Source organism: Paraburkholderia silviterrae (assembly GCF_004353915.1).
Classification (GTDB): Bacteria; Pseudomonadota; Gammaproteobacteria; order Burkholderiales; family Burkholderiaceae; genus Paraburkholderia; species Paraburkholderia silviterrae.
On the sequence record NZ_SMRP01000013.1, the window covers coordinates 142,740 to 168,263 of the forward strand.

Annotated in this window: 18 protein-coding genes; 13 read left to right on the forward strand and 5 right to left on the reverse strand. The window is 64.2% G+C overall.

The features are described 5' to 3' along the window. Positions 1–20 precede the first annotated feature (20 nt). Positions 21–2,252, forward strand: coding sequence for a tetratricopeptide repeat protein (locus EYW47_RS24075; protein ID WP_133197343.1), 2,232 nt, complete (start codon positions 21–23; stop codon positions 2,250–2,252). 921 nt (positions 2,253–3,173) lie between these two features. On the opposite strand, the gene EYW47_RS24080 is transcribed toward EYW47_RS24075, so the two are convergent. Beyond that, positions 3,174–3,623 carry an ester cyclase gene (locus EYW47_RS24080; RefSeq protein WP_133197344.1) on the reverse strand — a complete coding sequence of 150 codons (450 nt, stop codon included), beginning with the start codon at positions 3,621–3,623 and terminating at the stop codon, positions 3,174–3,176. 1,157 nt (positions 3,624–4,780) lie between these two features. Between EYW47_RS24080 and EYW47_RS24090 the strand changes: the two genes are divergently transcribed. Beyond that, positions 4,781–5,464 carry a hypothetical protein gene (locus tag EYW47_RS24090; RefSeq protein ID WP_133197346.1) on the forward strand — a complete coding sequence of 228 codons (684 nt, stop codon included), beginning with the start codon at positions 4,781–4,783 and terminating at the stop codon, positions 5,462–5,464. Between the two features lie 111 nt (positions 5,465–5,575). Here EYW47_RS24090 and EYW47_RS24095 read toward each other — a convergent pair whose 3' ends face one another. The 3 genes from EYW47_RS24095 to EYW47_RS24105 form a co-directional block, all read right to left on the reverse strand. After that, on the reverse strand, positions 5,576–5,896 hold the full coding sequence (locus EYW47_RS24095; protein ID WP_133197347.1) for a DoxX family protein: 321 nt from the start codon (positions 5,894–5,896) through the stop codon (positions 5,576–5,578). 137 nt (positions 5,897–6,033) lie between these two features. Continuing rightward, a complete protein-coding gene (locus tag EYW47_RS24100; protein ID WP_133197348.1) occupies positions 6,034–6,924 on the reverse strand; it encodes an NAD-dependent epimerase/dehydratase family protein in 891 nt (296 codons plus the stop codon). Positions 6,925–7,027: 103 nt separating this feature from the next. Then, complete coding sequence (locus EYW47_RS24105) at positions 7,028–7,936, reverse strand: LysR family transcriptional regulator (protein ID WP_133197349.1); 909 nt, start codon at positions 7,934–7,936, stop codon at positions 7,028–7,030. Positions 7,937–8,461: 525 nt separating this feature from the next. On the opposite strand from EYW47_RS24105, the gene EYW47_RS24110 reads away from it, so the two are divergent. From EYW47_RS24110 to EYW47_RS24135, 6 genes are all read left to right on the forward strand, one after another. Beyond that, a complete protein-coding gene (locus EYW47_RS24110; protein WP_133197350.1) occupies positions 8,462–8,797 on the forward strand; it encodes a septal ring lytic transglycosylase RlpA family protein in 336 nt (111 codons plus the stop codon). Positions 8,798–8,977: 180 nt separating this feature from the next. Beyond that, a complete protein-coding gene (locus EYW47_RS24115; RefSeq protein ID WP_133197351.1) occupies positions 8,978–11,383 on the forward strand; it encodes an eCIS core domain-containing protein in 2,406 nt (801 codons plus the stop codon). A 435-nt stretch (positions 11,384–11,818) separates the two neighbouring features. Beyond that, positions 11,819–13,021: a nitrate/nitrite transporter gene (locus EYW47_RS24120; RefSeq protein ID WP_133197352.1), complete on the forward strand. Its 1,203-nt coding sequence runs from the start codon at positions 11,819–11,821 to the stop codon at positions 13,019–13,021. Between the two features lie 46 nt (positions 13,022–13,067). Further along, positions 13,068–15,500, forward strand: coding sequence for a nitrite reductase large subunit NirB (nirB, locus tag EYW47_RS24125; protein WP_133197353.1), 2,433 nt, complete (start codon positions 13,068–13,070; stop codon positions 15,498–15,500). A 14-nt stretch (positions 15,501–15,514) separates the two neighbouring features. Beyond that, positions 15,515–15,847 (forward strand): nitrite reductase small subunit NirD, encoded by a 333-nt coding sequence (nirD, locus tag EYW47_RS24130; RefSeq protein ID WP_338117839.1) that lies wholly within the window; start codon positions 15,515–15,517, stop codon positions 15,845–15,847. Between the two features lie 40 nt (positions 15,848–15,887). Next, positions 15,888–18,581 (forward strand): nitrate reductase, encoded by a 2,694-nt coding sequence (locus EYW47_RS24135; protein WP_133197354.1) that lies wholly within the window; start codon positions 15,888–15,890, stop codon positions 18,579–18,581. A gap of 26 nt (positions 18,582–18,607) precedes the next feature. Here EYW47_RS24135 and gcvA read toward each other — a convergent pair whose 3' ends face one another. Next, a complete protein-coding gene (gene gcvA / locus EYW47_RS24140) occupies positions 18,608–19,525 on the reverse strand; it encodes a transcriptional regulator GcvA (protein WP_205710143.1) in 918 nt (305 codons plus the stop codon). 203 nt (positions 19,526–19,728) lie between these two features. Here gcvA and EYW47_RS24145 point away from each other — a divergent pair, with 203 nt between their 5' ends. The 5 genes from EYW47_RS24145 to EYW47_RS24165 all read left to right on the forward strand — a co-directional run bounded on the left by EYW47_RS24145 (position 19,729) and on the right by EYW47_RS24165 (position 25,482). Then, positions 19,729–20,574, forward strand: coding sequence for a transketolase (locus EYW47_RS24145; RefSeq protein WP_133197356.1), 846 nt, complete (start codon positions 19,729–19,731; stop codon positions 20,572–20,574). Continuing rightward, complete coding sequence (locus tag EYW47_RS24150; RefSeq protein WP_133197357.1) at positions 20,571–21,569, forward strand: transketolase family protein; 999 nt, start codon at positions 20,571–20,573, stop codon at positions 21,567–21,569. The genes EYW47_RS24145 and EYW47_RS24150 overlap by 4 nt, the downstream gene beginning before the upstream one ends. A gap of 78 nt (positions 21,570–21,647) precedes the next feature. Continuing rightward, on the forward strand, positions 21,648–22,412 hold the full coding sequence (locus EYW47_RS24155; RefSeq protein WP_133197358.1) for an SDR family NAD(P)-dependent oxidoreductase: 765 nt from the start codon (positions 21,648–21,650) through the stop codon (positions 22,410–22,412). A gap of 161 nt (positions 22,413–22,573) precedes the next feature. Continuing rightward, entirely contained in the window at positions 22,574–23,617 is a 1,044-nt protein-coding gene (locus tag EYW47_RS24160; protein ID WP_133197359.1) for a TRAP transporter substrate-binding protein, read from the forward strand. A 5-nt stretch (positions 23,618–23,622) separates the two neighbouring features. Then, the gene (locus tag EYW47_RS24165) at positions 23,623–25,482 is read left to right on the forward strand and encodes a TRAP transporter large permease (RefSeq protein ID WP_133197406.1); all 1,860 of its coding nucleotides are present in this window, start codon (positions 23,623–23,625) and stop codon (positions 25,480–25,482) included. Positions 25,483–25,524: the final 42 nt, after the last annotated feature.

Here is a 25,524-nt window from a genome sequence, read left to right on the forward strand (position 1 = left end):
CTCCGGCAGAGGAGTTCGCCATGGCAGAGCCAACCAGCGATGCCGCCCCGGCCCCCGCGACGGACGCCAGCAATACGCCCGATTCCCGCGTCGACGCCGCCAGGGTGGAGCGACGTTTGTGGCCGCGCATCAAGCGGGGGGCCACGCGGACGTTTGCTATCGCCACGGCACTGTCCACCATTGCGCTCGCCATCTGGATTGCCGTACTGCTGACCATGGCGATTCCGCGCCCGCACAGTCTGGTTTTGGCCGTCGTCACGGTGCCGGACTCGCTCGACAAAAGCGGTTTCACCGACAAAGTCGTCACGCAGCGGCTGGCTGACGCAATCCGTTCGGCTCAAGAGCGCGCCGACACCTGGGTCGGCGAGACCAACCTGGAACTGCGCCAGGACACGGTGGACATCGTGATCCCGAAGGCTGATCTGTCACTCAACAGTATTGCAGGCGCTGTGCGCCATTTATTCCCAACGAGCTGGTTCCACGACGTGTCTGGAGAGATTACCGAGAATGGCAAGGCACTGTCGATGCGATTGCGCTTGAACGGGCGAGTTGTCGTGGCTGAATCCGTGTCCGGTGCAGACGGAATGGACGCGCTTATTGACAGAGCGGCCATCGGTATCCTGAAGATTGTCTCGCCCTATGCCGCGGGTGCCGCGTTGTTCACGGACGGCGATCTGGCGGGCGCGGATGCCGTGGCCAATGAGATCCTCGATACGTATTCTGTCGACAACGAAAACTATGATCCGGCCACCTTCCTGAAGGGACAAATTGCCATGGAGCGCAAGCACGATGACGAGGCGGTGGCAATTTTCAAGCAGATGCGGGATCGGGCAAGCAGCTTGTTTGGAATCGGGCTCGCCCGCGCGGACGAGGACCGATTTCCAGAAGCCATTCAGGCTTACCGCGCAGCCATCGCACTGAAACCGTCGAAAGTGGTCATTGCCGACGCAGAGAACAATATCGGCTCTATCATGCAGCAGCTTGGCAAGGACAAAGACGCGATCGTCGAATATCGTGAGGCGATCCGGTCGAACCCGAAGTCTGCGAGGCCGCACTACGGTATTGGCATCATTTTCGCAGATCAAGGCAAGGATGATGCCGCGATTGCGGAATACCGCGCGGCGACTCGCCTCGATCCGATGTTTGCCGCGCCTCATGACAACCTCGGAAACCTATACATCGCGCAAGGAAAGTATGATGACGCGATCGCCGAATTCCGCGAGGCGATCAGGCTGGACCCAAAGTTTGCCGAACCTCACAACGGGCTTGGCAATAGCCTCGTCAAGCAAGGCAACGATGCCGATGCGATTACCGAATTTTCTACCGCAATTCGGCTTGATCGGAACTTGGCCGCGCCACACTTCAACATCGCAATGATCTGGATGACGCAGGGCAAGACCGACGACGCGATGAATGAGTTCCGCGCGGCGATCCAGCTGGACTCCAGGTTTTCTGAGGCATACTTCGCCCTCGGCAACATCCTGGTGGCACAGGGCAAGAATGAGGACGCTGTCGCCCAATACGGCAAGGCGATCGAGCTAGCCCCGAATTCGCCGCGGTATCGCAACAACCTCGGCAATGCCTTGTACAACCTGGGAAAATACCACGAGGCTAGCGACGAATATCACGCGGCGATCCTGTCTGACTCGAAAATTTCCCTGCCACACAACGGACTCGGCAACGCCTTGGCCAAACTTGGCAAACTGGACGATGCGATTACAGAATATCGCAAGGCAATCGTGCTTGATCCCCACTCCTCTGCGCCGTACTTCGGCCTTGGCCATGTCTGGGTCGTGCTGGGCAAGTGGGACGATGCGGCCAGGAATTACCGCGATGCCATCCAGCTCGATCCTCGAAACGAACAGCTGCACGCCTTGCTCGCTGAAGTCTTGATCGTGCAATCGAAGTACGACGATGCCGTTGCTGAATATCGTCAAGCGCTCCAGCTTGAACCCGATAATCCAGCGCTGCACTATGCGCTCGGCTCCGCGTTCCTCCACATCGCGCAAAGCGAGACTTCCTCGACGAGCAGAACGTCGTCGCTCGACGACGCTTGTGCCGAGTTTATGCAAGGAGCCCAGTTAACTCATGCCGGGAATTTCTCAGCGGCAATGCATCGGATTGACAGGCTACTTCCCAAAGGACAACGCTGTCCTCCTGACAGCCTTCCTAAAAGGACGAATCTCGTGGGCGCCTCCTTTCGCTTGAAAGGGGATCGTCATGGAAATCGTTCCCTGGCCAGCCGCCCGTAGCACCGGGCCGCAGACACCCGATGCAACATCTGCCTCTTCTCGGCACCCCGGCGTTTGCGTGTCTCGCCAGGCGGCCTGCAGGTCTGTAAACGCTCATGCCCGAACCGATCGTACTGCACGATCTGCATATCTTGTCATTGCCAAAAGAGATTAGCGCCGCCTTGTAATGCGTAAGACGTGCATCTATCGTTGATAGATAAAAAATGACAGAGGTACAGCCAACCTGAACGTGGGCTGGTAGTCGGTAGTGAATCTTTCACCACATCTAAAGCACGCAATGGCGCGCCCTGCGCCAGCTCTCCAAACATCCTGAACGGTGGCAACGGGTGGCTCACGCCGTTCGTTCGCATCCGTGATGCTGTCGCGGTGAGCTCTTTGAGCAAGGAATGGTTTTTGCCAATTTCGGAACATCGCTGTTCTGTCAAAGGAGTGTCATCATGCCAGAGCGATCATTTCGGACAACGATTCAAACAGTTCGTCGCTCACCATGAACCTTACGTTCCAGCACTTGTGAGGAGGGGCATGGACCGAGGGTAACTGGACCCCGCCGAAGACGATCGCCCCGGGTGGCAATGGCGGCATGCAAGCCGAGAGCGATGGCGTGTTGACAGGGACGGAAGGCTACGTCAAGTATGACCTCGTGAACGGCAGCGCAAAGCAGGGCATGCTCTACGTCTACTGAAACAATCCATACATGAGTTTTAGCGGAACCCACTGGAAATACCAGACGGACACAAGTGACGTCCTGCCGGATTGTGATTACTTCTTGGTTGCCTCGAATGCCCCTTCCTTGCCCCAGAGCGGACCTTCACGGTTGGTGCCATGCCCATGAAACAGGCCGGGGTGCGCCCGGCCTGTTGTCGTTCTGGTGCTGGATGTGCGCAGGGTTGCTTGAGGATTACGCAAGCGCTGCGCCTTCGATCACGCTGCGCTGATGAGCCCGAGTTGCCGCAGCGCGGTTACGCCGTCGTCGAGCCCGATCTCTTCAACTATCTTGCCGTCTTTGAGCCGTAGCACGGTTGTGCCGGTAAAGTGCATTTTCCGGCCGGTCGCAGCAGGCAACGCGCCAATAAGGAAATCGCCAAATGCCGGTCCGGTATGGGTGCCGCCACCCTCCCAGCGGCCGACTACATAGTCTCCCTCGGCAATGAGATCAGCGGCGCCCCAGAAGTTGAGGTCCGGGAACGCTGCGCGGAAATCGGCCATGAATGCCTTGATGTCCTCGCGGCCGCGCCGCGGTTCGTGCAGCGAGTATTGAAGAAGCATGTCGGGCGCGGCAAGTTCATCGACGATGTCGAGATTGCAGGTCTTGCCCCAGAAATCGGTGAACCAGCGGCCCACGACGGCCTTGTTGTCATCTTCCTTGGACATGGTGAATTCCTCGTTGATTGCAGTTGGGAGAGGGCAATCAAATCGCTTCCCTCTGCCTGAACGATATGGGTGCAAGCGGTCGGCTGCTTCCCGTTTCTTGCTGCAATACTCGTTAGACCGACACATGGCTTATGACGACGCCGGTCGTCACGCGCGTCGTTTGGGCTGAGGTGCATCACGCCGGATCAAGCAGGAACAACAAGCGGCGTAAGCCGTTCGTGTTATCCGTTACTTTGTGTTTTCACTAACCACACCGCAAGAATCGGAGTGCCTGCGCCGAGTCGCTGCCCTATCGTGTCCACGCAATCGCACAGTAGACGAGGTCGTCGGGCGAAGGATGGGGCGCTCGAATGACATGTGCCTTGCGGGCGCCCGGTCGCCAATTCGATTATTGGCTTAGGGCTTACCTGTCCTTTATTGACTGGAATGTGATCATGTTGCCGCTCCTCTCGCTTCACGCGCTCGCAGCCCAACGCGGTGATGGACTGCGCCCTGAGCTAAAAGCCTTGTTCGAACGCCACGCCAGGCCAGCGAGCGGTCTGGCCGCTGCCATCGAGCCTGTCGAATCGGAGTTGCTGGCAGGCGCTGCCGCCGACGTTCCTGTGAAGGCGTCCGGGGCCGAAAAGCCGTCGGCGAGCGTCTCATGCAGCCGCGCGAGCGGACAGTAGGGCACGAAGCCTCCGGGCGACTCAGTTGGGGCGTGAAGCAATGATTCCAGCGAGCGCCAACGGTCTCCATTGCGCGCTGAAGCCATGCAAACGTGCTGTTTCCGTACCTGAACCGCTCGCCGGGGTTGAAATCCGTGCGAAGCAGTGCTTCGTCGCGGACGATGCCCGGAAGGGGGCTCGTGCGTGTCAGAACATGAAAAGCCGTTTATGGCCGGAGCTTTAACGCATCCGCCACTGCTAAAAGATCCCCATAAGGAGCTTGCTAAAAGCCAGCTGGCTACGGAGATAGCCGCTGTACACCTGGTAGCGCTTTTTCGCATCCATATGTCTTCGAACAGCCGCGAGCGGGCTATGTTCAATCTGGCGATTGATAGCAAACTACGGGGTCCAGCGGTAGGATTGCTCACTTGTGACGCGCTACGTACGTGGGTGAATGAGGGGTGTCCCTGACACTTTACGGTCACGGGCGAACATTACGGGCAAGTGGCCATGCAAGAGTACGATTTGTCTATAACAAACCATGACGCAGCATGGTCCGGCGGACTTGCTTATCCCGAGACCTCTAGCGGGTTTTACCTTGAGCGTGACGTACTGCGTCTCGTCGAGGGCATCCCTTACCTCCCTCTCAGAAGCCCGAAGAGCGCATTGCGATTCTGGGCACGGCTGCGGGATGACGGAATCGAACTGGCTCACCTCCTGCGCCAGTTTCCATTTGTAAAGTACGAGCCGCTTGAAACGCTGTACGCATGCGCGAGGGCGGCAGCGGTCCTGGATGAAAAACTCGTCTCCGACCTCTCTACGCATTACTCGTGGCGAGGCGTGGTCCTGGTCTCCTTTCTGATAGCGCTTCGCCCGCGAGCCATTTACGAGGGCTATCTGCAGCGGGCTCACGAACGCGTGCCGCATAACCAGTGGATTGTGGAATTGGCTCTGAGCGAGATACGCGGGTCAAATGACGACCGGCACATTGAGCATCGGCAGGCGCTCCGGGAACTACGAGGGGCTGTCGCGAACTTCCCAAAACAGCCTGTCAATCTGAGGCGAGGGCCAACGGCAGACGAATTGCCTGGATTGCGGTCGGCGACTGCCGCGGTAGCGGATGCCTACAAGAGCAGCGGCGTTCAACAAGCAAGAGCGGTGTTGAACGCATCGGCGTGGAGGGGCTTTCTTTGAGGAGAACGGCTCCGGCTAATTTCCCCGTGCGTCGATAGCCGGCCATCAACAGCCCAAATCCACCGTGCACGGGTATCTTGATACGCGTGCACGGGGTTGAGCGTTGCTTTCCTACGATGTGACTCCCCCCAGCGCGAGCATGACCATGAAGACGCCGAGTGGAGCAAGGTGGGAAAGCTCACGGTGACGCAAGACGGTCAAAGCCGCTGCGGCGATGATGACGGCACCGAGGATCAGGCCCAACCCACGGGTTGCGGGAAGTGCGATCAAGACGGCATTCGTTATCTCCAGCAGACCGGTGGCGCGATGCCACCAGCGCGGATACCCCCATCGGGCAAAGCTGGCCTGCGTGGCACGCGTGCCGATCGCGTTGAACAGCCCCGCACCGAAGAAGGCGAGAACGAGAAGCCAGATCGAAAACGTATGTAGCATCTAAACGACCCTCAAGATTTTGGCGAGCGCGTGGGCTCGCACACTGCGATGGAAATGCAGGAATGCAGAATGATGCTTCATTCACAACAAGCGAGCTCACGGCCCTTGGGTCTGGCGGTTGAAGAGGCCCAGTGCGCTCAGGCGTGCGCCGACGCGCAGGAACGCAGCTCCTCGACGATCGAGCGGCGCGACGGACGCCAATCAAGCTCGCGTTTTGCCTTTTCACCGGAGACGACCTGATCGCAGGCGATGGCGTCGGCGAATGCCCAGAGCGACTGGCGCGCCTCGTCGAGCGGCCATGCCTCTACGCGGCCCTCAGCGCCGGCGGCCTCGCTCGCCGCGCGCGCAATGTCGATAAGGGGTGTCGCCGCTCCGTGAACGCCGTTGAAGACCGAGCTAACCGGCGCTCGTTCAAGCGTGAGCGCGTAGAGGTCGGCGAGGTCGTCAGCGTGCACCGTCGACCAGCGGTTTTGCCCGTTGCCGACGTAGCGCGCCACGCCGTATTCCCTGGCCGCGCCATACATCATCATCGCGGTGCCACCCCAGTTGCCATAAACCCAGCCTGGCCGGATTACGCTCGGGTGAACACCCGTGGCCGCAGCCGCGAGGACCTCGTCCTCGAGCGCCTCGCGCCAGCGCACGAGCTCGACTGGATTGCGTGGGCTGTCTTCGGTTGCGGGTGTGTCGTCGGTCGATCCGTAGATCAGACAACCGCTGGTATAGACAAAACGCTTTCCCGTGCCGCGCAGGGCTTCAATGATCGAGTGCGTCGCAGCCTGGTCATGAGTCGCCGTATTCTGGTCGCCCGGCGAGGCGGCATGGATAACCGCATCAACGGCACGAGCGGCAGAAGCGAGGCTCGCCATGTCGGCAAGATCGCCGTGCATCACCGCAAAGCCCTCGCTGGTCAGCTTGTTCGCACTCGCTTCCGAACGGGCGAGTCCCACGACCTCATGGCCGCCCGCCCTCAAGCGACGCGCTACAGCGCCACCGATCAACCCCGTTGCTCCCGTCACCAATACACGCATGGCCGTTACCTCTTCCAATGTCGATGCGGCCAATGATAGGAGGCTGCGATTTCAAATGGAAATCGCGAGTTTTGATGTGCCGATATCGCTCGCGCCGATGACGTCAAACCGAGGCGGCGACCTCGGCGATGACGTTTTGCAGCCAGCAAGTGGCGGGGTGAGCGTCCGCGCGTCGATGCCACATCATCGCAAGCGTCCAGCTGGGCAGCTCGATTGGCGGTTGATGGACGGCAATGCCGACCCCGGTCGCTGCGAACCGCCGAGCGACACGGGAGGCGAGCGTCGCGATGAGATCGGTCTCGGCGATCACGAAGGGTGCGACCAGAAATTGCGGCAAGCTCAGTACCACGCGTCGTCCGAGCCCCAACTTGGCAAGCTCGCGATCGACCAGACTCGAGCGGTCGCCCTCGGGAGATACGAGGAGATGAGGCGCAGTCGCGAAGGCGTCGAGGCTGGCGCCATGGGCAAACGCGGGGTGCTCAGGACGCGCCACGCACGCAAAGTCCTCCTGGAGCAGAGGGCGCTTGAGGATGCGTGGCGAAGCTTCGACCGGGAAGCCGATCGCAAGGCTGACTTCGCCGCTGTCGAGGAGTTCGATCGCTTCATCCCGGCCGAACGTTCCGTGCACATGCACGTCGACATTGGGCGCCTCGATGTTAAGGCGTGCCAGCAGCGGCGGCAGTAGCACGAAAGCGGAATAGTCGTTCATCGCGATCGTGAACGCGTCACCCGCCGTTGCCGGATCGAAACCGTCGGCCCGTAACGCACCGCGTACGAGCCGGAGCGCATTGGATATGGGGCCAGCAAGATCGTGAGCCCGTGGGGTCGGCTGCATTCCCGAAGGCGTGCGCAAGAACAGCTCATCCTCGAAGATCTCACGCAAGCGGGTAAGGGCGCCGCTCATCGCCGACTGACTCAGGCCGATACGCAGCCCGGCGCGCGTAACGTGACGCTCCGCATAAAGCGCGTCAAACGCTTTCAGGAGATTGAGATCGAAGCCGCCTATATCCATATGGTCGAGAATACCTCAGTGCGATCGTTGACGCCGGCTTGCGGACGTTCGCAAAGGAACATGCAGCGGCCTCACGGCTCCTGAACGCCGGCCGTCAGCCAAGCCACGAACTGCTGTGCGGTCCACGAAAAGCCTGTTTGCGTGCCCGGGCCGCCCGGTGACCTGCCCTTGAATACCTGAGAGCGCGACCGTCGACAACGGGTCGCGCAGAGACACGCTGCATCGCAAGGCGTGAGTCAATCGGATCGGCGCCCATCGCAACGAAATGAGGGGCGGATTTCAGGGACGTTGCGTGTCATTTAAAATACTGTCAGGGTGTTGCGTAATACGGGCACGCCCTCTGCGCAAACTTTTGAATACCGTTTTAACCACGTCTCATTGATTGACTGCTGGCATATGGCGCTATCACTTCGCTATCTGGAAGTCTTGGGAATCTGCGTTTTGTTGGCCGCTTGCGGGCAGATTCCGCCCAGGCATACTGTGTGCAGTACTGATTCATGCCGCCCTCGGCACGAGCACGAGCGGTTGCAATCCGGCGAGGCGTCATGGTATGCGGCAACCTTCCAGGGGCATCTGACCGCTAACGGCGAGCGCTACGATGGCGGCGCCTTGACTGCCGCCCATCGAACATTGCCGCTCGGCAGCTATGTGCGCGTCAGATCGTTGGCTACCGGAAAGACCGTTGTGGTCCGCATCAACGATCGCGGACCCTACGTCAGCGGCCGGATTATCGATCTCTCTTACGCCGCAGCGCAAGCCTTGGGTTTGACGGAGGCGCGGTCGATGCGAGTGCAGATTGAACGTGTGGAGAAGACACAGGCGGGATCGGATGAGGGCGGAACCTTGACGACAGAACGCTGAAGTCCCGGCCGGTGCTCTGGGCAAGTCGCTCGCTCAGCGCATCGGCAAGACTGCGTAGCCAAGGTTCTGCACGACCGGAACCCGTATAGAATTGCCGAGGCCGTATCGGATTTCATCGAAGATACGATTGCCCCATCTCGGAGTCCTGTTTGCAGGCAGTTCGCGCTTGCCAGGAGGTTCATGATGTTCGCGCGCAAAACCCCTGTTTCACCCAGGACAGTCGTGGCGGGCGCGCAGTCGAAGCACGCTGTTACTCACCCGCCTGAGCAGGTCCAACCCGCCGCGCCGCAAGCTTGCGCGCCAGCCATCAACTACGATTTCAGTCTTATGCCTGTGCGGGCCGGCATGCGCTCGCCCGCGCGAAAAAGGGCCGTCGATTTACCCGGCGGCATCGGCCGGCGAGAAGCCGAAGCAGGCGACGCACGGACGCCGCCGATTGTGCATGACGTGCTGGCCTCGCACGGCCACCCGCTGGACGCGCAATCGCGGCTGTTCGCGGAGCGGCTTTTCGGACATGACTTCGCCCACGTGCGGGTGCACGCGGATGAGCGCGCGGCGCAATCGGCACGGGCGGTGCACGCATCGGCCTACACCGTGGGGCGCCATGTGGTGTTCGGCGCGGGAGAGCCGCCGACGCACCTCGCGTGCGGCCGCGACCTCCTCCTGCACGAGCTGGCCCATACGATTCAGCAACAGCACGCGGTATTGGACCGCGCGCCGCTGCGCGTTTCGCGCTCCGGCGACGCTGACGAGCGACAGGCCGATGCAGCCGTTCAGGCGGTGCTGAGCGGCGCGCCCATTCCCACGCTGGGCTCGAGCAACGCACACGTCGCGCGGCAGCCGAAGACCAAAGAGAGCGCCACCGGGGACGAAGCGCCCGTGGACACGATGGCGGGCGCGCTGGTGTCGCAGATCATTGTCTGGCTGGATCAGAAGCGGGTTGGGTTCCAGACCTCCCGCGGTTGGGTTTTCGGTGACGTTGACACGGACCTGACGGAGGGAAGCTATGAGTTGAAGCCGGATGTCCAGAAGCGGAAATGGGTCATCTCGAAGCCGGCTGTGAAAGTGGGTCTCAGGTTCTTCGTCGACCTCGAAGGGGCAATCCCCTGGACGCTTGGCTACCCGGCAACGTTGCCGCTGACCGTCACGTCCGGCGCGGCGAAGATCGAAGAAGGCGATATCCCGGACACCTTCGGCCTGGGGTACAACACGATCTACAAGGCCGCGGGGCCTGGCTCGAAAGCCGCGGTGCTCGCGCTCGCCTCGCTCGAGACTCCGCGCATGTTTGTCGATGTCGAGGCGTACAAGAAGCTCGATGCGTCAGTGAGGAAGTCGATCCTCGACCTCGAGCCCCACGCCGCGGGGACCGAATGCGCCGGCTGGTTCGACGTGATGCGCGCCAACGACCCTGACTTCAAGCCCAAACTTACGCCCGAGCAGATCGCCGCGGGCGATGCGGCGTACTACGAGTCCATGCGCGAGGCGCGGCTGGGAAAGAAGGTGGAAGCGGCGAAGGCGGACGCTCCCACACTCGAGCGCGGCGCGGTCGAGAACAAGTGGAGCGCCAACAAGTACGGGCTCGTCGCGGCGGCGCAGGCGCCGAACCACGGGGTCAAGGCCGAAGCGCTTCACCAGATCTGGGTCAAGTACTGGGCCGACAAAGTCGCGATTGCGGACAAGACGCTCAGCGCGATCATCGCGACCGAGCAGCGCGACCACGTGGACCTCTCCGAAACGGATACCTACCGCGAGGCGAAGCGGGTGAACGATTTGGGCTTGTACGTGCTGGCCGACAGCGTGGGCGCTCTCGAGATCTGCCGGGCCGCGGATGCTGCGGGAAAGAGCCTGACGCTCGATGAGATTACGCAGCGCGTCATTTCACACGCGCAGTTCATGGAGGGCATGGGGCTCTTCGCGGCTGCCCTCTCCGGTAAGGCAATGGAAGGGCGTGGCCCCGCTCTTCGCGGCCCAAAGACCGACCCGATCAAGGCTGGGCCCGTGAAGACGCCGCGCATCGATCCGGAAATCTCGGCCGAGGTCGACAAGGCATTCGAAGGCGTCGAAGGCAATGCCCCAGGCAAAGTGGGACAGGTGCGCTCAGGCATTGGCGTTCGGGTGCCTGTCGACAAATCAGGGAAGGCGGCCAGCGTGATGACGGTCGGAGGCGGTCGACAAGAGACAAAGGACCTCGGCATTCCGCCTGACCGGCAACTCGTCAACGTTACCAGGACGGACGTTGATCGTGACGTCAAGCCGGATGTGATAGTTGATGCCGAGAAGGCGATTCCCAAGGAGCAGCAGGGCAAGCATACGGCGCTACTGATCAACAATCCGTACAACTACACGCCCAACATCGGCGAACTGAAAGCTGCGCTCACCCCGCAGGGAAAAATCATCGTCCAGGGAAACTGGCGCGCGAACAAATTCTTTCGCGCACTCGCGACATCGGAAGTTCCGGCTGGAATGAAGCGAACGATCGAACGGGGTGTGACGCCGCTGGGTACCGGCTTCAAGTACACCGATCCCTCGCGCAGCGGTGCGCCGATACCGGATTCGCGCATCACGTTCGAGTTCTCCGGGGAGTAGGGCCTGTTATTGGCGTGAACAGGCCCTGGGGTCGCCATGACCAGGTCTTGCCCCGGCGCCCCGCGCTCGCGCCCACCACGACGATGCGCGCTGCGCCGCACGAGTGCGCGAACGGAGCCCGCCGCACTGCTGCGGTGCAAAAATTCCCCGGCCAGAATGGTGCGTGGCCGTGGCATCGCCTGATGCGTAAGGATTCCACCGGTTCTGGCACGCACGTTGCTTAGTGATTCGCGTGCCCGGCAACGAAGCCGGGTGCGCGAATCGCAGGGCGTTGCGCAACCTCGAAAGGACGCGCAACCGCATACCCGGGCAACGGCGTCCTCTCGTGCGCAGGCACGGGCGGACGCCGTTTTTATTTGGTCGAGCAATGGCGCTGCGACGTTGGCCCCCCGTTTGATGATGAATACGGTGCGGCCTGACGACGGAACTCCCAACATGGATCGCAGCTTCTGGCGCAGTGGTCACACCCCCACGCTCTTCTCGGCCTTCTTCTATTTCGACCTGAGTTTCATGGTCTGGTATCTGCTCGGGCCGCTGCAGATCCAGATCGCGAGAGCACTCGAACTGAGCACACAGCAGCGCGCGATGATGGTCGCCGTGCCGATCCTGGCCGGTGCGCTGTTGCGCCTGCCGATGGGCATGCTGGCCGATCGCATCGGTCCCAAACGCACAGGCCTGCTCGGCCAGGCCGTCGTGATCGCGACACTGCTGGCGGCCTGGCGGCTCGGCATCCACAGCCTGCATCAGGCTCTCGTGCTTGGCGTGTGCCTCGGCGTGGCCGGTTCGTCGTTCGCGGTCGCGCTGCCGCTCGCCTCGCGCTGGTATCCGCCGCAGCACCAGGGCACGGCGATGGGGATCGCCGGCGCAGGCAACTCAGGCACGGTGCTGGCCGCGCTGTTCGCGCCGGCTCTGGCGATTGCCTACGGCTGGACCAACGTGTTCGCCTTCGCCTGCATCCCGCTCGTCTGCGTGTTCCTGTTCTACGCAGCCTGCGCGAAGGATGCGCCAGGCGCCGCGCAGCACAAGCGCATTGGCGACTACGCGCGCATGCTCCGCAATCCCGACGCCTGGTGGTTCATGTTCTTCTACGCGCTCACGTTCGGCGGCTTCTCGGGCTTCGCCAGCTCGCTGCCGGGCTACTTCCACGACCAGTTCGGCTTCGATCCGAAGATGGCCGGCTGGGCCACGGCCGCCTGCGTATTCGCGGGCTCGGCGATGCGTCCGGTTGGCGGCCTGCTGGCCGACCGCATCGGCGGCACGCGCTCGCTGCTGGGCGTGTATGGCGCGGTCGCGGTGCTGATAGGCATCGCGGGCTACGGCGCCGGCACGCCGGGCGCGTCGCTCGCGCTGTTCATCGTCGCGATGCTGTGTCTCGGCGCCGGCAACGGCGCGGTGTTCCAGCTCGTGCCGCAGTGCTTCGGCAAGGACATCGGCGTGATGACGGGGCTGATCGGCATGGCGGGCGGCGTGGGCGGCTTCGCGCTCGCGTCGAGCCTTGGCGCGGTCAAGCAGGCAACTGGTTCGTACGCCGAAGGTTTGTGGCTGTTCGCCGGTCTCGCGCTGTTCGGCTGGATTGGGCTTTCGTATGTCAAGCGCCGCTGGCGCGAGGCGTGGACGGGCGCAGTCGCGCGCGTGTGAACACAGGTCATTGCCCATCTGATTCGCAATTCGAGGACATCCCATCATGAACAAGCCCCGTCTAGTCGTGATCGGCAACGGCATGGCCGGTATCCGCACGATCGAAGAACTGCTCGCGCTGGCGCCCGATCTCTACGACATCACGGTGTTCGGCTCGGAGCCGCATCCGAACTACAACCGGATCCTGCTCTCGCCGGTGCTGGCCGGCGAGCAGAATTTCAAGGACATCGTCCTGAATCCGCTGTCGTGGTACGACGAGAGCGGGATTCACCTGCATCTGGGCAAGACGATCGAGCGGATCGAGCGCAACAACCGCATGGTGGTCGCGTCCGATGGCACCCAGGTGCGCTATGACCGCCTGCTGATCGCGACGGGCTCGTCACCCTTCATCCTGCCCGTGCCGGGCAAGGACCTGAAGGGCGTGATCACGTACCGCGATATCTACGACACCGAGGCGATGATCGAGGCGGCCAAGGTGAAGCGGCACGCGGTCGTGATCGGCGGCGGCCTGCTCGGGCTCGAAGCGGCCAATGGCCTGAAGCTGCGCGGCATGGACGTGACGGTCGTGCATCTGGCCGAGACGCTGCTCGAGCGCCAGCTCGACGCGACCGCAGGGACGTTGCTGCAGAAGTCGCTCGAGGAGCGCGGCTTGACATTCCTGCTCTCGACCGCGACGAGCGAGATTGTCGGCAACGAGGCCGGTGAGGTCGCGGGCCTGCGTTTCAACGACGGCAGCGAGATCCCGGCCGACCTGGTCGTGATGGCGGCCGGCATCCGCCCGAATACGACGCTGGCGCAAAGCGCGGGCCTGCATTGCAACCGCGGCATCATCGTCAACGACACGCTGCAGACGTTCGACCCGCGCATCTACGCGGTTGGCGAATGCGTGAGCCATCGCGGCGTTGCCTACGGGCTCGTTGCGCCGCTGTTCGAGCAGGCCAAGGTGTGCGCGAACCACCTCGCGCTGATGGGGATCGGTACGTACAAGGGCTCGGTGCTCTCGACCAAGCTCAAGGTGACGGGGATCGACCTGTTCTCGGCCGGCGACTTCCTCGGCGGCGAGGGCACCGAGGAGATCGTGCTCTCGGATCCGGCGGGCGGCGTGTACAAGAAGCTCGTGATCAAGGACGACCAGCTCGTGGGCGCCTGCCTCTACGGCGATACGGCGGACGGCGCGTGGTACTTCAAGCTGCTGCGCGAGGGCCGCAAGCTCGGCGACCTGCGCGATCACATCATGTTCGGCGAGACCAGCGTGGGCGACGTTGGCGTGGCCGGCCACAACCGCGCGGCGACGATGGCCGACACCGACGAGGTATGCGGCTGCAACGGCGTGTGCAAGGGCGCGATCGTCAAGGCGATCACGGAGAAGGGCCTGTTCACGCTGGACGAGGTGAAGAAGCACACCAAGGCCGCGAGTTCGTGCGGCTCGTGCGCGGGCCTGTGCGAGCAGATCCTGATGAGCACGGTGGGCACCGACTTCCAGGCCACGCCGAAGACCAAGGCCGTGTGCGGCTGCACCGACTTCAGCCACGACGACGTGCGCCGCGCGATCCGCGAGCACAAGCTGCTCACGCACAACGCGGTCTTCGACTTCCTCGAATGGCGCACGCCGAACGGCTGCGCGACCTGCCGCCCGGCCATCAACTATTACATGCTCTCGACCTGGCCGCGCGAGGCGGTGGACGATCCGCAGAGCCGCTTCGTCAACGAGCGCGTGCACGCGAACATCCAGAAGGACAACACCTTCTCGGTGGTGCCGCAGATGAAGGGGGGCGTGACGACGCCCGACGAGCTGCGCCGCATCGCGGACGTGGCCGACAAGTATCACATTCCGATGGTCAAGGTCACGGGCGGCCAGCGCATCGACCTGCTCGGCGTGAAGAAGGAGGACCTCGTCAACGTGTGGAAGGACCTCGGCATGAAGTCGGGCCACGCGTACGGCAAGTCGATCCGCACCGTGAAGACCTGCGTGGGCGCCGAATTCTGCCGCTTCGGCACGCAGAACAGCACGCAGATGGGCATCGACCTCGAGACCATGCTGGCCAACATGTGGTCGCCGCACAAGGTCAAGCTGGCCGTGTCCGGCTGCCCGCGCAACTGCGCCGAGGCGGGCATCAAGGACGTCGGCGTGATCGCGGTGGACAGCGGCTGGGAGCTGTACGTCGGCGGCAACGGCGGGATCAAGACCGAGGTCGCGCAGTTCCTCGTCAAGGTCAGGACGTCCGAGGAGGTCAAGGAATACACGGCCGCTTTCCTGCAGCTCTATCGCGAGGAAGCGCATTACCTCGACCGCACGGTGCACTACCTGGAGCGCGTCGGCATGGAATATGTGAAGAAGCGCGTGGTCGACGATGAAGCGGGCCGCCGCGCGCTGTACGAGCGTTTGCTGTATTCGCTCGAAGGCCTGGCCGACCCGTGGGAGGCGCGCATCGGCGGCGCGCAGCAGCGCGAGTACATCCCCATCAAAGCCATTGCCTGAGCCGAGGATCGAACATGAACATGAACCCGCCCCTCACCTGGAACTGGACGCGCGCGTGCGAAGTCGAGGACATCCCGCGTCTGGGCAGCCGCGTGCTCGAGCGCGCGGCCGGCAACATCGCGGTCTTCCGCAACTCGCAGGACCAGGTCTTCGCGTTGCTCGACCGCTGCCCGCACAAGGCCGGCGCGCTGTCGCAAGGCATCGTGCATGGCAACACCGTGACCTGCCCGCTGCATGCCTGGAATATCGCGCTCGACACCGGACACGCCTGCGCGCCCGACGAGGGCTGCACGCAGCGCTTTCCCATCAAGGTGGAAGGCGGCGAAGTCTTCATCTCGCTCGATTGAGCGCGCCGCAATGCCGTAATCGATTCAAGAGAACCGCGCCATGAAAACCGTTACCCGTTCCACTTGTTGCTATTGCGGCGTGGGCTGCGGCGTGCTGATCGAAAGCGAGGACGGCCGCATCACCGGCGTCGAGGGCGACCCCGATCATCCGGCCAACTTCGGACGGCTTTGCACCAAGGGCCGCACGCTGGCGCAGACGGTACGCAGCACGAGCGGACGCGCGCTGCGTCCGGAAATCCGCACGACGCGCACCGCCGCGCGCGCGAGCGCCGATTGGGATAGCGCGCTGGATCTGGTCGCACAACGCTTTGCCGACGTGATCGAGCGGCACGGTCCCGACGCGGTGGCGTTCTATGTTTCCGGCCAGCTGCTTACCGAGGACTACTACGTTTTTAACAAGCTGGCCAAGGGCCTCGTGCGGACCAACAATATCGACACGAACTCGCGGCTGTGCATGTCGAGCGCCGTGACGGGCTACAAGATGGCGTTCGGCGCCGACGGCCCGCCGACCTGCTACGACGATCTCGAACGCGCGCGCACGGTGCTGTTCGCGGGCAGCAACATGGCCTATGCGCATCCGGTGCTGTTCCGCCGGCTGGAGGAGGCGAAGGCGCGCGATCCTTCGGTGCGCTGGATCGTCGTCGATCCGCGCCGGACCGACATGGCCGCGATGGCCGACCTGCATCTCGCGATCGAACCGGGCACCGATGTGGCGCTGTTCAACGCCATGCTGCATCACCTGATCTGGGAAGGTCTCGTCGACCGCGACTTTGTGAATGCGCATACCGCCGGCTTCGATGCGCTCAAGGCGCTGGTGCGCGAATACACGCCGCGTGTGGCGGCCGAGATCTGTGGCATTGACGAGCGCGACGTGATCCGCGCGGCGGAGTGGTTTGGTGAGAGCCCCGCCGCGCTCTCGCTCTATTGCATGGGGCTGAACCAGTCGAGCCACGGCACGGAGAAGAATCTCGCGCTGATCAACCTGCATCTGGCCGCGCGCCAGATCGGCCGGCCAGGAGCTGGGCCATTCTCGCTGACCGGGCAGCCGAACGCGATGGGCGGCCGCGAGGTCGGCGGCATGGCGACGATGCTGGCCGCGCATCGCGATATCGACAACCCGGCGCACCGCGCCGAGCTCGAGGCGCTGTGGGGCGTGAGCGGCGTGTCCGCGCGGCCCGGGCTGCCGGCTGTCGAGATGTTCGACGCCGTGCGGCGCGGCGAGATCAAGGCGGTCTGGATCGCCTGCACGAACCCGGTCCATTCGATGCCCGATATCGCGCGCGTGCGCGAGGCGCTGGAGAAGGCCGAGTTCGTGGTCGTGCAGGAGGCCTTCGCGCAGACCGATACGGTGCCGTATGCCGACGTGCTGCTGCCCGCGTCGAGCTGGGGCGAAAAGGCCGGCACGGTGACGAATTCGGAGCGGCGCATCTCGCGCGTGCGCGCCGCGGTGGACGCGCCCGGCGAGGCGAAGCCCGACTGGTGGATCGCGAACGAGGTCGCGCGGCGGCTCGCGCGGCGCCTGCGCGCTGACGAGGGCCTGTTCGGGTTCGCCACGCCGCAGGCCGTCTTCGACGAGCATCGCCTGCTGACGGTGGGCCGCGATCTCGACATTGGCGGACTCTCGTATGAGCGGCTCGAAAGCGACGGTCCGCAGCAATGGCCGTTTGTGGCGGGCGCGAGCACGGGCAACGCGCGGCGCTACGAGAACGGCGTGTTCGCGACCGGCGACGGACGGGCGCGCTTCAATCTCACGCCGTACCGGCCGGTTGCCGAGCCGGTCGATGCCCGCTATCCGTTCCGGCTCGTGACCGGGCGCCTGCGCGACCAGTGGCACGGCATGAGCCGCACGGGCCGTGTGGGCGCGTTGTTTGCGCATGCGCCGGAACCCGCGCTCGCGATGCACCGTGCAGACGCCGCGCGGCGCGGCATCCGCGAAGGCACGCTGGTCAGCGTGGCCAGCCGGCGCGGCGCGCTGGTGCTGCCGGTGCAACTCTCCGACGACGTCGCCTCCGGCACGGTGTTTGCGCCGATGCACTGGAACGGGCAGTTCCTGAACAGCGGCGGCATCAACGAGACGACGATTCCGGCGGTCGATCCGTACTCTAAGCAGCCCGAACTCAAGCACGCCGCGGTTTCGGTGCAGGCCATCGACCTGCCGTGGCGGCTCTCGGCCGCGCGGCGCTGCGACGACGCGCTGGCCCTGCAGGCCGCCGTCCAGCCGCTGATGGCCGAGCGCCGCTACGCGTCGCTGCGCATCGAGACGGCCGACGACGGCTGCGAAGTGCTGGTCGTCACGGCCGCCGACGCCGCGCCCGACGCGGCCTGGATCGAGCGCCTGCATGACGCGCTCGGCTTGGCACGCGACCTGGACCTGCTCGAGTACCGCGACGCGCGGCGCGGCCATCAGAAGCGTGTCGTCTGGCGCGACGCGCTGGTGCATGGCTACCTGCTCTCGGGCGACGCGAACGGCGCGGCCGGCCTGCTTGCGCGGCTGCGCGCGGGCGAGCCGTGGCAGGGTCCGCGCCATGCGGTGTTCGTCGACGGCCCACGCGTGCCGCGCGAGCGCATCGTCTGCAACTGCAAGCAGGTGACGGAGACCCAGATCGTGGAGGCGATCGCTTCAGGTGCGGATCTCGCCGCGCTCAAGTCCGTGCTCGGTTGCGGCAGCGTGTGCGGGTCGTGCGTGCCCGAGATCCGCCGCCTCTACGACAAGGCGCCGAGCGCGGCGCTCTGACGTTGTGAGCCGGCGGCACCTCGCGCTCAGCTGGCATTGACGAATCCGGGCCGACCTTCCCCGAGCTCCTCGAACAGCCAGTCCTGAAAGCTCTTCAGCTTCGGTAAGTCCGCGCGCGATTTCAGCAGGTTGAGGGTGTAGCCATTCACCCTCAACCCCTCCAGCCCCAACGGCGCGACCAGCGTGCCGGCCTCCAGTTCGCGTTGCACGAGCAGCAGGCTTTCCAGGCACACGCCCATGCCGTCCGCCGCCGCGCTGATCGCCATGAACGAGCGGTCGAAGCGCGGCCCGCGCGTGATGTCGAGCACGACCTTGCGATGCAAGCGCATCCAGTCGCGCCAGCCGACGAGACACCCCTCGCTATGAATGAGCGTGTGATGGCGCAGGTCCGCGACCGTGCGGATCGGATGCTCGCCATTCGCGAGGCGTGGCGAGCAGAGCGGCACGATGGTTTCGAGCGGCAGGTCGAGCACCATCGTGCCCGCCGGCTGCAAGCGCCGCGCGCCGTAGCGAATGTCGACATCGACCGATTCCTTGATGAGGTCCACGGCCGCCGACGACGCATTGAGCCGCACGTCGATATCCGGATGCAGCGCGCTGAAGCGCGCGAGCCGCGGCATCAGCCATTGCGTGGCGATGCTAGGCGTGGCGTGCACCGTGAGGATGTCGCTCTTCTCCACGCGGCCGATGTCGCGCGTGGCCTTGTCGATGCGCGCGAACGCCGCGCCGATTTCCTCAGCATATTGACGGCCCGTGTCCGTGAGGACCACCGCGCGATGCACGCGGTGAAAGAGGCGCACCCCCAACTGGTCCTCCAGCAGCTTGATCTGATGGCTGATCGCCGAGGGCGTGACGAACAGTTCTTCTGCTGCAAATGCGAACGACGAGAGCCGCGCGGCGGCCTCGAAAGCCTGTATGGACTTGAGTGTGACGCGATTGTGCATGGCAGCATTCACATGAACTCACTTCAACAATAGCCCACTTTAATTCGTTTGAGCGAACGTATTCAAGCCGATACGCTTGATTCATTCGCAGCACTTCGGAATCGAGGGATTACCCGGAGCCGCGAACGAGACGATTCATCCCGCCACGACATACCGGCGCCCGGCGCATCCACGCACCGGGACGCCACCAGAAGGAGACAAGCGTGAATACGAGCGAAGCCGGGCGCACCGCCCAACTCGCGCAACACGCCTGGCGCATCCGCCGCAATGCGGTGCTGATGGGCGAGGTACAGGGGCAGGGCTATATCGGCCAGGCGCTCGACATTGCCGACGTGCTGGCCGTCGCGTACTTCGGTGCGATGCGCTACCGCCCCGAAGACCCCGAATGGGAAGAGCGGGACCGCTTCCTGCTATCCAATGGCCACTACGCCATCGCGCTCTACGCCGCGTTGTTCGAAGCCGGCATCCTGCCCGCCGACGAGCTCGAAACCTATGGCAGCGACGACAGCCGCCTGCCGATGTCGGGCATGGCGAGCTACACGCCGGGCATGGAGATGTCGGGCGGCTCGCTCGGCCAGGGCCTCACGATCGCCGTGGGACGTTGCCTCGGTCTGAAGCGCAAGGGCTCGGACGCCTTCGTCTACACGCTCTTTTCCGATGGCGAGCTCGACGAAGGCGCGATCTGGGAAGGCCTCATGTCCGCCGCGCACTGGAAGCTCGACAACCTGATCGCCATCGTCGACGTGAACAACCAGCAGGCCGACGGCCCCTCCACGCAGATCATGGAGTTCGAGCCGCTCGTCGAGAAGCTCGAAGCGTTCGGCTGGTACACGCAGCGCGTGAACGGCAACGACATCGAGGCCGTGAAGCAGGCCTTCGACAATGCGCGCGAGCACAAGGGCGAGCAGCCCCGCATCATCGTCGCCGATACGAAGATGGGCTGCGGCGTGCCGTTCCTCGAAGCGCGCGAGAAAAACCATTTCATCCGCGTCGATGCGCACGAGTGGCAACTCGCGCTCGAAGCACTCGATGCCGGGAGGCCCGCATGAGCACCGTCCTCAAGAAACCGCGCCTGAAGACCTCCGCGATGATCGCGTCGATCGCGGGCGAAGGCCAGGTCACGCGCTCCGCGCCGTTCGGCCATGCGCTTGCCGAGCTGGCGCGCAAGAAGAGCCAGATCGTCGGCATGACCGCCGATCTCGGCAAGTACACCGACCTGCACATCTTCGCGAAGGCATTCCCCGAGCGGTACTACCAGATGGGGATGGCCGAGCAACTGCTGATGGGCGCGGCGGCCGGCTTCGCGCATGAAGGCGCGCAGCCGTTCGTCACGACTTACGCGGTGTTCGCCACGCGCCGCGCTTACGACTTCATTCACCAGTCGATCGCCGAAGACAACCTCGACGTGAAGATCGTCGCCGCGTTGCCGGGGCTCACGACCGGCTACGGCCCGAGCCACCAGGCGGCCGAAGATCTCGCGCTGATGCGCGCGATGCCGAACATGACCGTGATCGATCCGTGCGACGCGCTCGATATCGAGCAGATGGTCCCGGCCATCTCGGCGCACAAGGGCCCGGTCTATGCCCGCCTGCTGCGCGGCAACGTGCCCGCCGTGCTCGACGAGTACGACTACCGCTTCGAGCTCGGCAAGGCCAAGCTGCTGCGCGACGGCAACGAAGTACTCCTGATCTCTTCCGGGATCATGACGATGCGCTCGCTGGAGGTGGCCAAGGCGCTGGCAGCCGACAACATCGGCGTGGGCGTGCTGCACGTGCCCACCATCAAGCCGCTCGATACGGCCACGATCCTGCGCGAAGCGAAGCGCACGGGCCGCATGGTGATCGTCGCGGAGAACCATACGGTGATCGGCGGCCTCGGCGAAGCCGTGGCGCGCACGCTGCTGAGCGCGGGCGTGACGCCGCCGTTCCGGCAGATCGCGCTGCCCGATGCGTTCCTCGACGCGGGCGCGCTGCCCACGCTGCACGAGCGCTACGGCATCTCGACCGACACCATGTGCGACACCATCAAGGGCTGGCTCGGCTGAGGCCGCCCAATACGACAACCCGACGACAACCCGACGACAACCCCAGTCAAATCCATAATCAGGAAGGAGAGCAGCATCATGTCTGAATCGCGTCTTCTGGACGGCAAGGTCGCCGTGATTTCCGGCGCCGCCTCGCCGCGAGGCATCGGCATGGCCACCGCGCGCATGTTCGCGAAGCACGGCGCCAAAATCGCCATTCTCGATCTCGACCTCTCGGCGGCGCGCGACGCGGCCGCTTCAATCGGGCCGGAGCATCGCGGCTATGTCTGCGACGTCACCAGCCGCGAGGCTTGCGAGGCCGCCGTGCAACAGGTCGTGGCCGACTTCGGCGCCGTCGACGTGCTCATCAATAACGCGGGCATCACGCAAGCGGCCAAGCTGCTCGACATCGACTCCGCAAGCTGGGACCGCGTTCTCGACGTGAACCTGCGCGGCGTGCTCAATCTCTCGCAGGCCGTCGTGCCGCAAATGAAGAAGCAGCAGAGCGGGGCGATCGCCTGCATGTCGTCGGTTTCGGCGCAGCGCGGTGGCGGCATTCTTGGCGGTCCTCATTATTCGGCTGCGAAAGCGGGCGTGCTGGGCCTAGCCAAGGCCATGGCGCGCGAGCTCGGCAACGACGGCATCCGCGTGAACTGCGTGACGCCGGGCCTGATCCAGACCGATATCAACGCGGGCAAGATCAGCGACGACAAGCGCGGCGAGATTCTTGCTGGTATTCCGTTGAACCGGCTCGGTGTGCCCGACGACGTCGCCGGCGCGTTTCTCTTTTTGTCGGCGCCGATTTCGTCGTACATTACCGGCGCCGTTATCGACGTCAATGGCGGGATGCTGATTCACGGCTGATTCACGGCTGATTCAGCGCAGGTGCACAACGGCGCGCGGTGGAGTCCGGCCCGCCGCGCGCGTCACAGCGGTAGCCGGGCAGACGCAAACACGCCCCAGAGCGTGCTGTACGGGAAGACATATAACGCGATACCTGCGTATCCATATTGGAGGAGCACATCATGAGCAAAAGCTCGACCTTCGGCCGGGGCATCGACCGGCGGACCTTTCTGAAAGCGGGCGCGAGCGTCGCCGCCGCGGCGCCGCTCTGGGGTCTGTCGATCCGCCGTGCGTCGGCTGCCGACTTCTCGTACAAGCTCGCGACGGGGCAGGACCCCAAGCACCCGGTCAACGTCCGCGCGCAGCAGGCCTGCGACAAGATTCGCGCCGCCACGGGCGGCAAGCTCGACATCAAGGTCTTTCCCGCCAACCAGCTCGGCTCCGACACCGACCTGCTCTCGCAGGTGCGAAGCGGCGGCGTGGAGTTCTTCAACCAGGCTTCGTCGGTGCTCGCGACGCTCGCGCCGGCGGCCGGCATCGTCAACACGGGCTTCGCTTTCCCCGACTACGACACGGTCTGGAAGGCGATGGACGGCGACCTGGGCGCCTACGTGCGCGCCCAGATCGAGAAGACGGGCATCGTGTCGGTCTCGCGCGTCTGGGACAACGGCTTCAGGCAGATCAGCTCCTCCACGCGCGTCATCAAGCAGCCCGGCGACCTCAAGGGCTTCAAGATCCGCGTGCCGCAGGCGCCCATGCTCACGTCGCTGTTCACGGCGCTCGGCGCCGGCCCCTCGCCGATCAATTTCAACGAGCTGTATTCGGCGCTGCAAACGGGCGTCGTGGAAGGGCAGGAGAATCCGCTGCCCATCATCGCGACCACCCGGCTCTACGAAGTGCAGAAGTCGATCAGCCTCACCTCGCACGTGTGGGACGGCTACTGGATCCTCGGCAACCGCCGCGCATGGGAGAAGCTGCCAGCCGATATGCGCGCGATCGTGACGCGCGAATTCGAAGCGGCGGGCCTGCTCCAGCGCGCCGACATTGCGAAGCTCAATGGCACGCTGCGCAACGACCTGAAGGCGAAGGGCATCAATATCGTCGAAGTGGACCGCCAACCGTTTCGCGACGCACTGCGCAAGACGAGCTTCTACAGCGACTGGAAAGGCAAGTATGGGGAGCAGGGCTGGAGCCTGCTCGAAAAGTACTCCGGAAAACTGGTATGAACACCATGCACACCGTCACTTTCCCTCACCCGTCGCCGCGCCGTGTCGTTGTCTTCGTCGACAACGTGCTCGCGCGCTGCGTGGAGATTCCCGCTGCGCTGCTGGTGCTCGCCGAGATCGCCGTGCTGCTGGCGGGCGTCACGAGCCGTTATGTGCTGCACACGCCGCTCGTCTGGTCCGATGAGCTGGCCTCCATGCTGTTCGTATGGCTCGCGATGCTCGGCGCCGTGATCGCCTTGCGGCGCGGCGAGCACATGCGCATGACCGCGCTCGTGGGCAAGACCTCGCCCCAGGTGCGCGCGTTTCTCGATGTGGTGGCGATTGCTGCGCCGCTCGCGTTCTTGCTGCTGATCGTCGGACCCGCCGTCGACTTCGCCCAGGACCAGGGCATCATCACGACGCCCGCGCTCGGTATCTCGGACACGTGGCGCGCCGCGGCGCTGCCCGTTGGCAGCGCGTTGATGCTCGCCGTCGCCTGCCTGCGCCTCATTCGCACTGCCAACTGGCAGATGGCGATTGGGGCGCTCGCGTTCGTCTGCGCCATCGCGGGCGTCTTCGTCGCGGCGGGTCCGTTGCTGCAGAATCTGGGCAACGCGAACCTGCTGGTCTTCTTCGTCGGGCTCGTCGCGCTGTGCGTGCTCTCGGGCGTGCCGATCGCCTTTTCGTTCGGCCTCGCCACGTTCGGCTACCTCGCGCTCACCACGAGCACGCCGCTCAGCGTCGTCGTCGGCCGCATGGACGAAGGCATGTCGCACCTGATCCTGCTCTCCGTGCCGCTGTTCGTGTTCCTCGGCCAGTTGATCGAGATGACCGGCATGGCGAACGCGATGATCTCGTTCCTCGCGAGCCTGCTCGGCCACGTGCGTGGCGGCCTCTCGTACGTGCTCGTGGGCGCGATGTATCTGGTGTCGGGCATCTCGGGCTCGAAAGCCGCCGACATGGCCGCCATCGCGCCCGTGCTGTTCCCCGAGATGAAGGCGCGCGGCGCGCAGCCCGGCGACCTCGTCGCGCTGCTCGCGGCCACCGGCGCGCAGACGGAAACCATTCCACCGAGCCTCGTGCTGATCACGCTCGGCTCGGTCACGGGCGTGTCGATCTCGGCGCTCTTCACGGGCGGCATGCTGCCCGGCATCGTGCTCGCGATCACGCTGTGCTCAGTGGTTTGGTGGCGCTATCGCGGCGACGACCTCTCGGACGTGCGCCGCGCGACGCGCCGCGAGATCTTGCGCAAGCTCGTCGTCGCGCTGCCGGCGCTCGCGCTGCCGTTCGTGATCCGCTTCGCGGTAGTCGAAGGCATCGCGACGGCGACCGAAGTCTCGACCATCGGCATCGTCTATGCGGTGCTCACGGGTCTGCTCATCTACCGGCGTTTCGAGTGGGCGCGCATCAAGCCCATGCTGATCGACACGGCCTCATTGTCGGGCGCGATCCTGCTGATCATTGGCGCCGCGACCGGCATGGCGTGGGCGCTCACGCAATCGGGTTTCTCGGGCCAGCTCGCGCAGTCGATGGCGGCGCTGCCCGGCGGCGCCGCGACCTTCATGGCCGCATCGATCTGCGTGTTCGTGGTGCTCGGCAGCGTGCTCGAAGGCATCCCGGCAATCGTGCTGTTCGGCCCGTTGATGTTCCCGATCGCGCACGAGATGGGCATCAACGAGGTCCACTATGCGATGGTCGTGATCCTCTCGATGGGCGTGGGTCTGTTCGCGCCGCCGTTCGGCGTGGGCTACTACTCGGCATGCGCCGTGAGCCGCATCCATCCCGACGAAGGCATGAAGCCGATCGTCGGCTATATGGTCGCGCTGGTGGTCGGCTTGATCATCGTGGCCGCCGTGCCCTGGATCTCCACTGGCTTCCTGCACTGACGCCCCTGCGCCGCGTCCTTTCACAGACGCGGCGCTTCCCCC

What these genes read in the sequence shown, in the direction of transcription:
- EYW47_RS24165 (WP_133197406.1), top strand. Translation starts at nt 23,623, where the DNA reads ATGCACACCGTCACTTTCCCTCACCCGTCGCCGCGCCGTGTCGTTGTC.
- nirD (WP_338117839.1), top strand. Translation starts at nt 15,515, where the DNA reads ATGAACATGAACCCGCCCCTCACCTGGAACTGGACGCGCGCGTGCGAA.
- EYW47_RS24075 (WP_133197343.1), top strand. Translation starts at nt 21, where the DNA reads ATGGCAGAGCCAACCAGCGATGCCGCCCCGGCCCCCGCGACGGACGCC.
- EYW47_RS24090 (WP_133197346.1), top strand. Translation starts at nt 4,781, where the DNA reads ATGCAAGAGTACGATTTGTCTATAACAAACCATGACGCAGCATGGTCC.
- EYW47_RS24135 (WP_133197354.1), top strand. Translation starts at nt 15,888, where the DNA reads ATGAAAACCGTTACCCGTTCCACTTGTTGCTATTGCGGCGTGGGCTGC.
- EYW47_RS24115 (WP_133197351.1), top strand. Translation starts at nt 8,978, where the DNA reads ATGATGTTCGCGCGCAAAACCCCTGTTTCACCCAGGACAGTCGTGGCG.
- nirB (WP_133197353.1), top strand. Translation starts at nt 13,068, where the DNA reads ATGAACAAGCCCCGTCTAGTCGTGATCGGCAACGGCATGGCCGGTATC.
- EYW47_RS24160 (WP_133197359.1), top strand. Translation starts at nt 22,574, where the DNA reads ATGAGCAAAAGCTCGACCTTCGGCCGGGGCATCGACCGGCGGACCTTT.
- EYW47_RS24100 (WP_133197348.1), bottom strand. Translation starts at nt 6,924, where the DNA reads ATGCGTGTATTGGTGACGGGAGCAACGGGGTTGATCGGTGGCGCTGTA.
- gcvA (WP_205710143.1), bottom strand. Translation starts at nt 19,525, where the DNA reads ATGCACAATCGCGTCACACTCAAGTCCATACAGGCTTTCGAGGCCGCC.
- EYW47_RS24105 (WP_133197349.1), bottom strand. Translation starts at nt 7,936, where the DNA reads ATGGATATAGGCGGCTTCGATCTCAATCTCCTGAAAGCGTTTGACGCG.
- EYW47_RS24080 (WP_133197344.1), bottom strand. Translation starts at nt 3,623, where the DNA reads ATGTCCAAGGAAGATGACAACAAGGCCGTCGTGGGCCGCTGGTTCACC.
- EYW47_RS24155 (WP_133197358.1), top strand. Translation starts at nt 21,648, where the DNA reads ATGTCTGAATCGCGTCTTCTGGACGGCAAGGTCGCCGTGATTTCCGGC.
- EYW47_RS24095 (WP_133197347.1), bottom strand. Translation starts at nt 5,896, where the DNA reads ATGCTACATACGTTTTCGATCTGGCTTCTCGTTCTCGCCTTCTTCGGT.
- EYW47_RS24120 (WP_133197352.1), top strand. Translation starts at nt 11,819, where the DNA reads ATGGATCGCAGCTTCTGGCGCAGTGGTCACACCCCCACGCTCTTCTCG.
- EYW47_RS24150 (WP_133197357.1), top strand. Translation starts at nt 20,571, where the DNA reads ATGAGCACCGTCCTCAAGAAACCGCGCCTGAAGACCTCCGCGATGATC.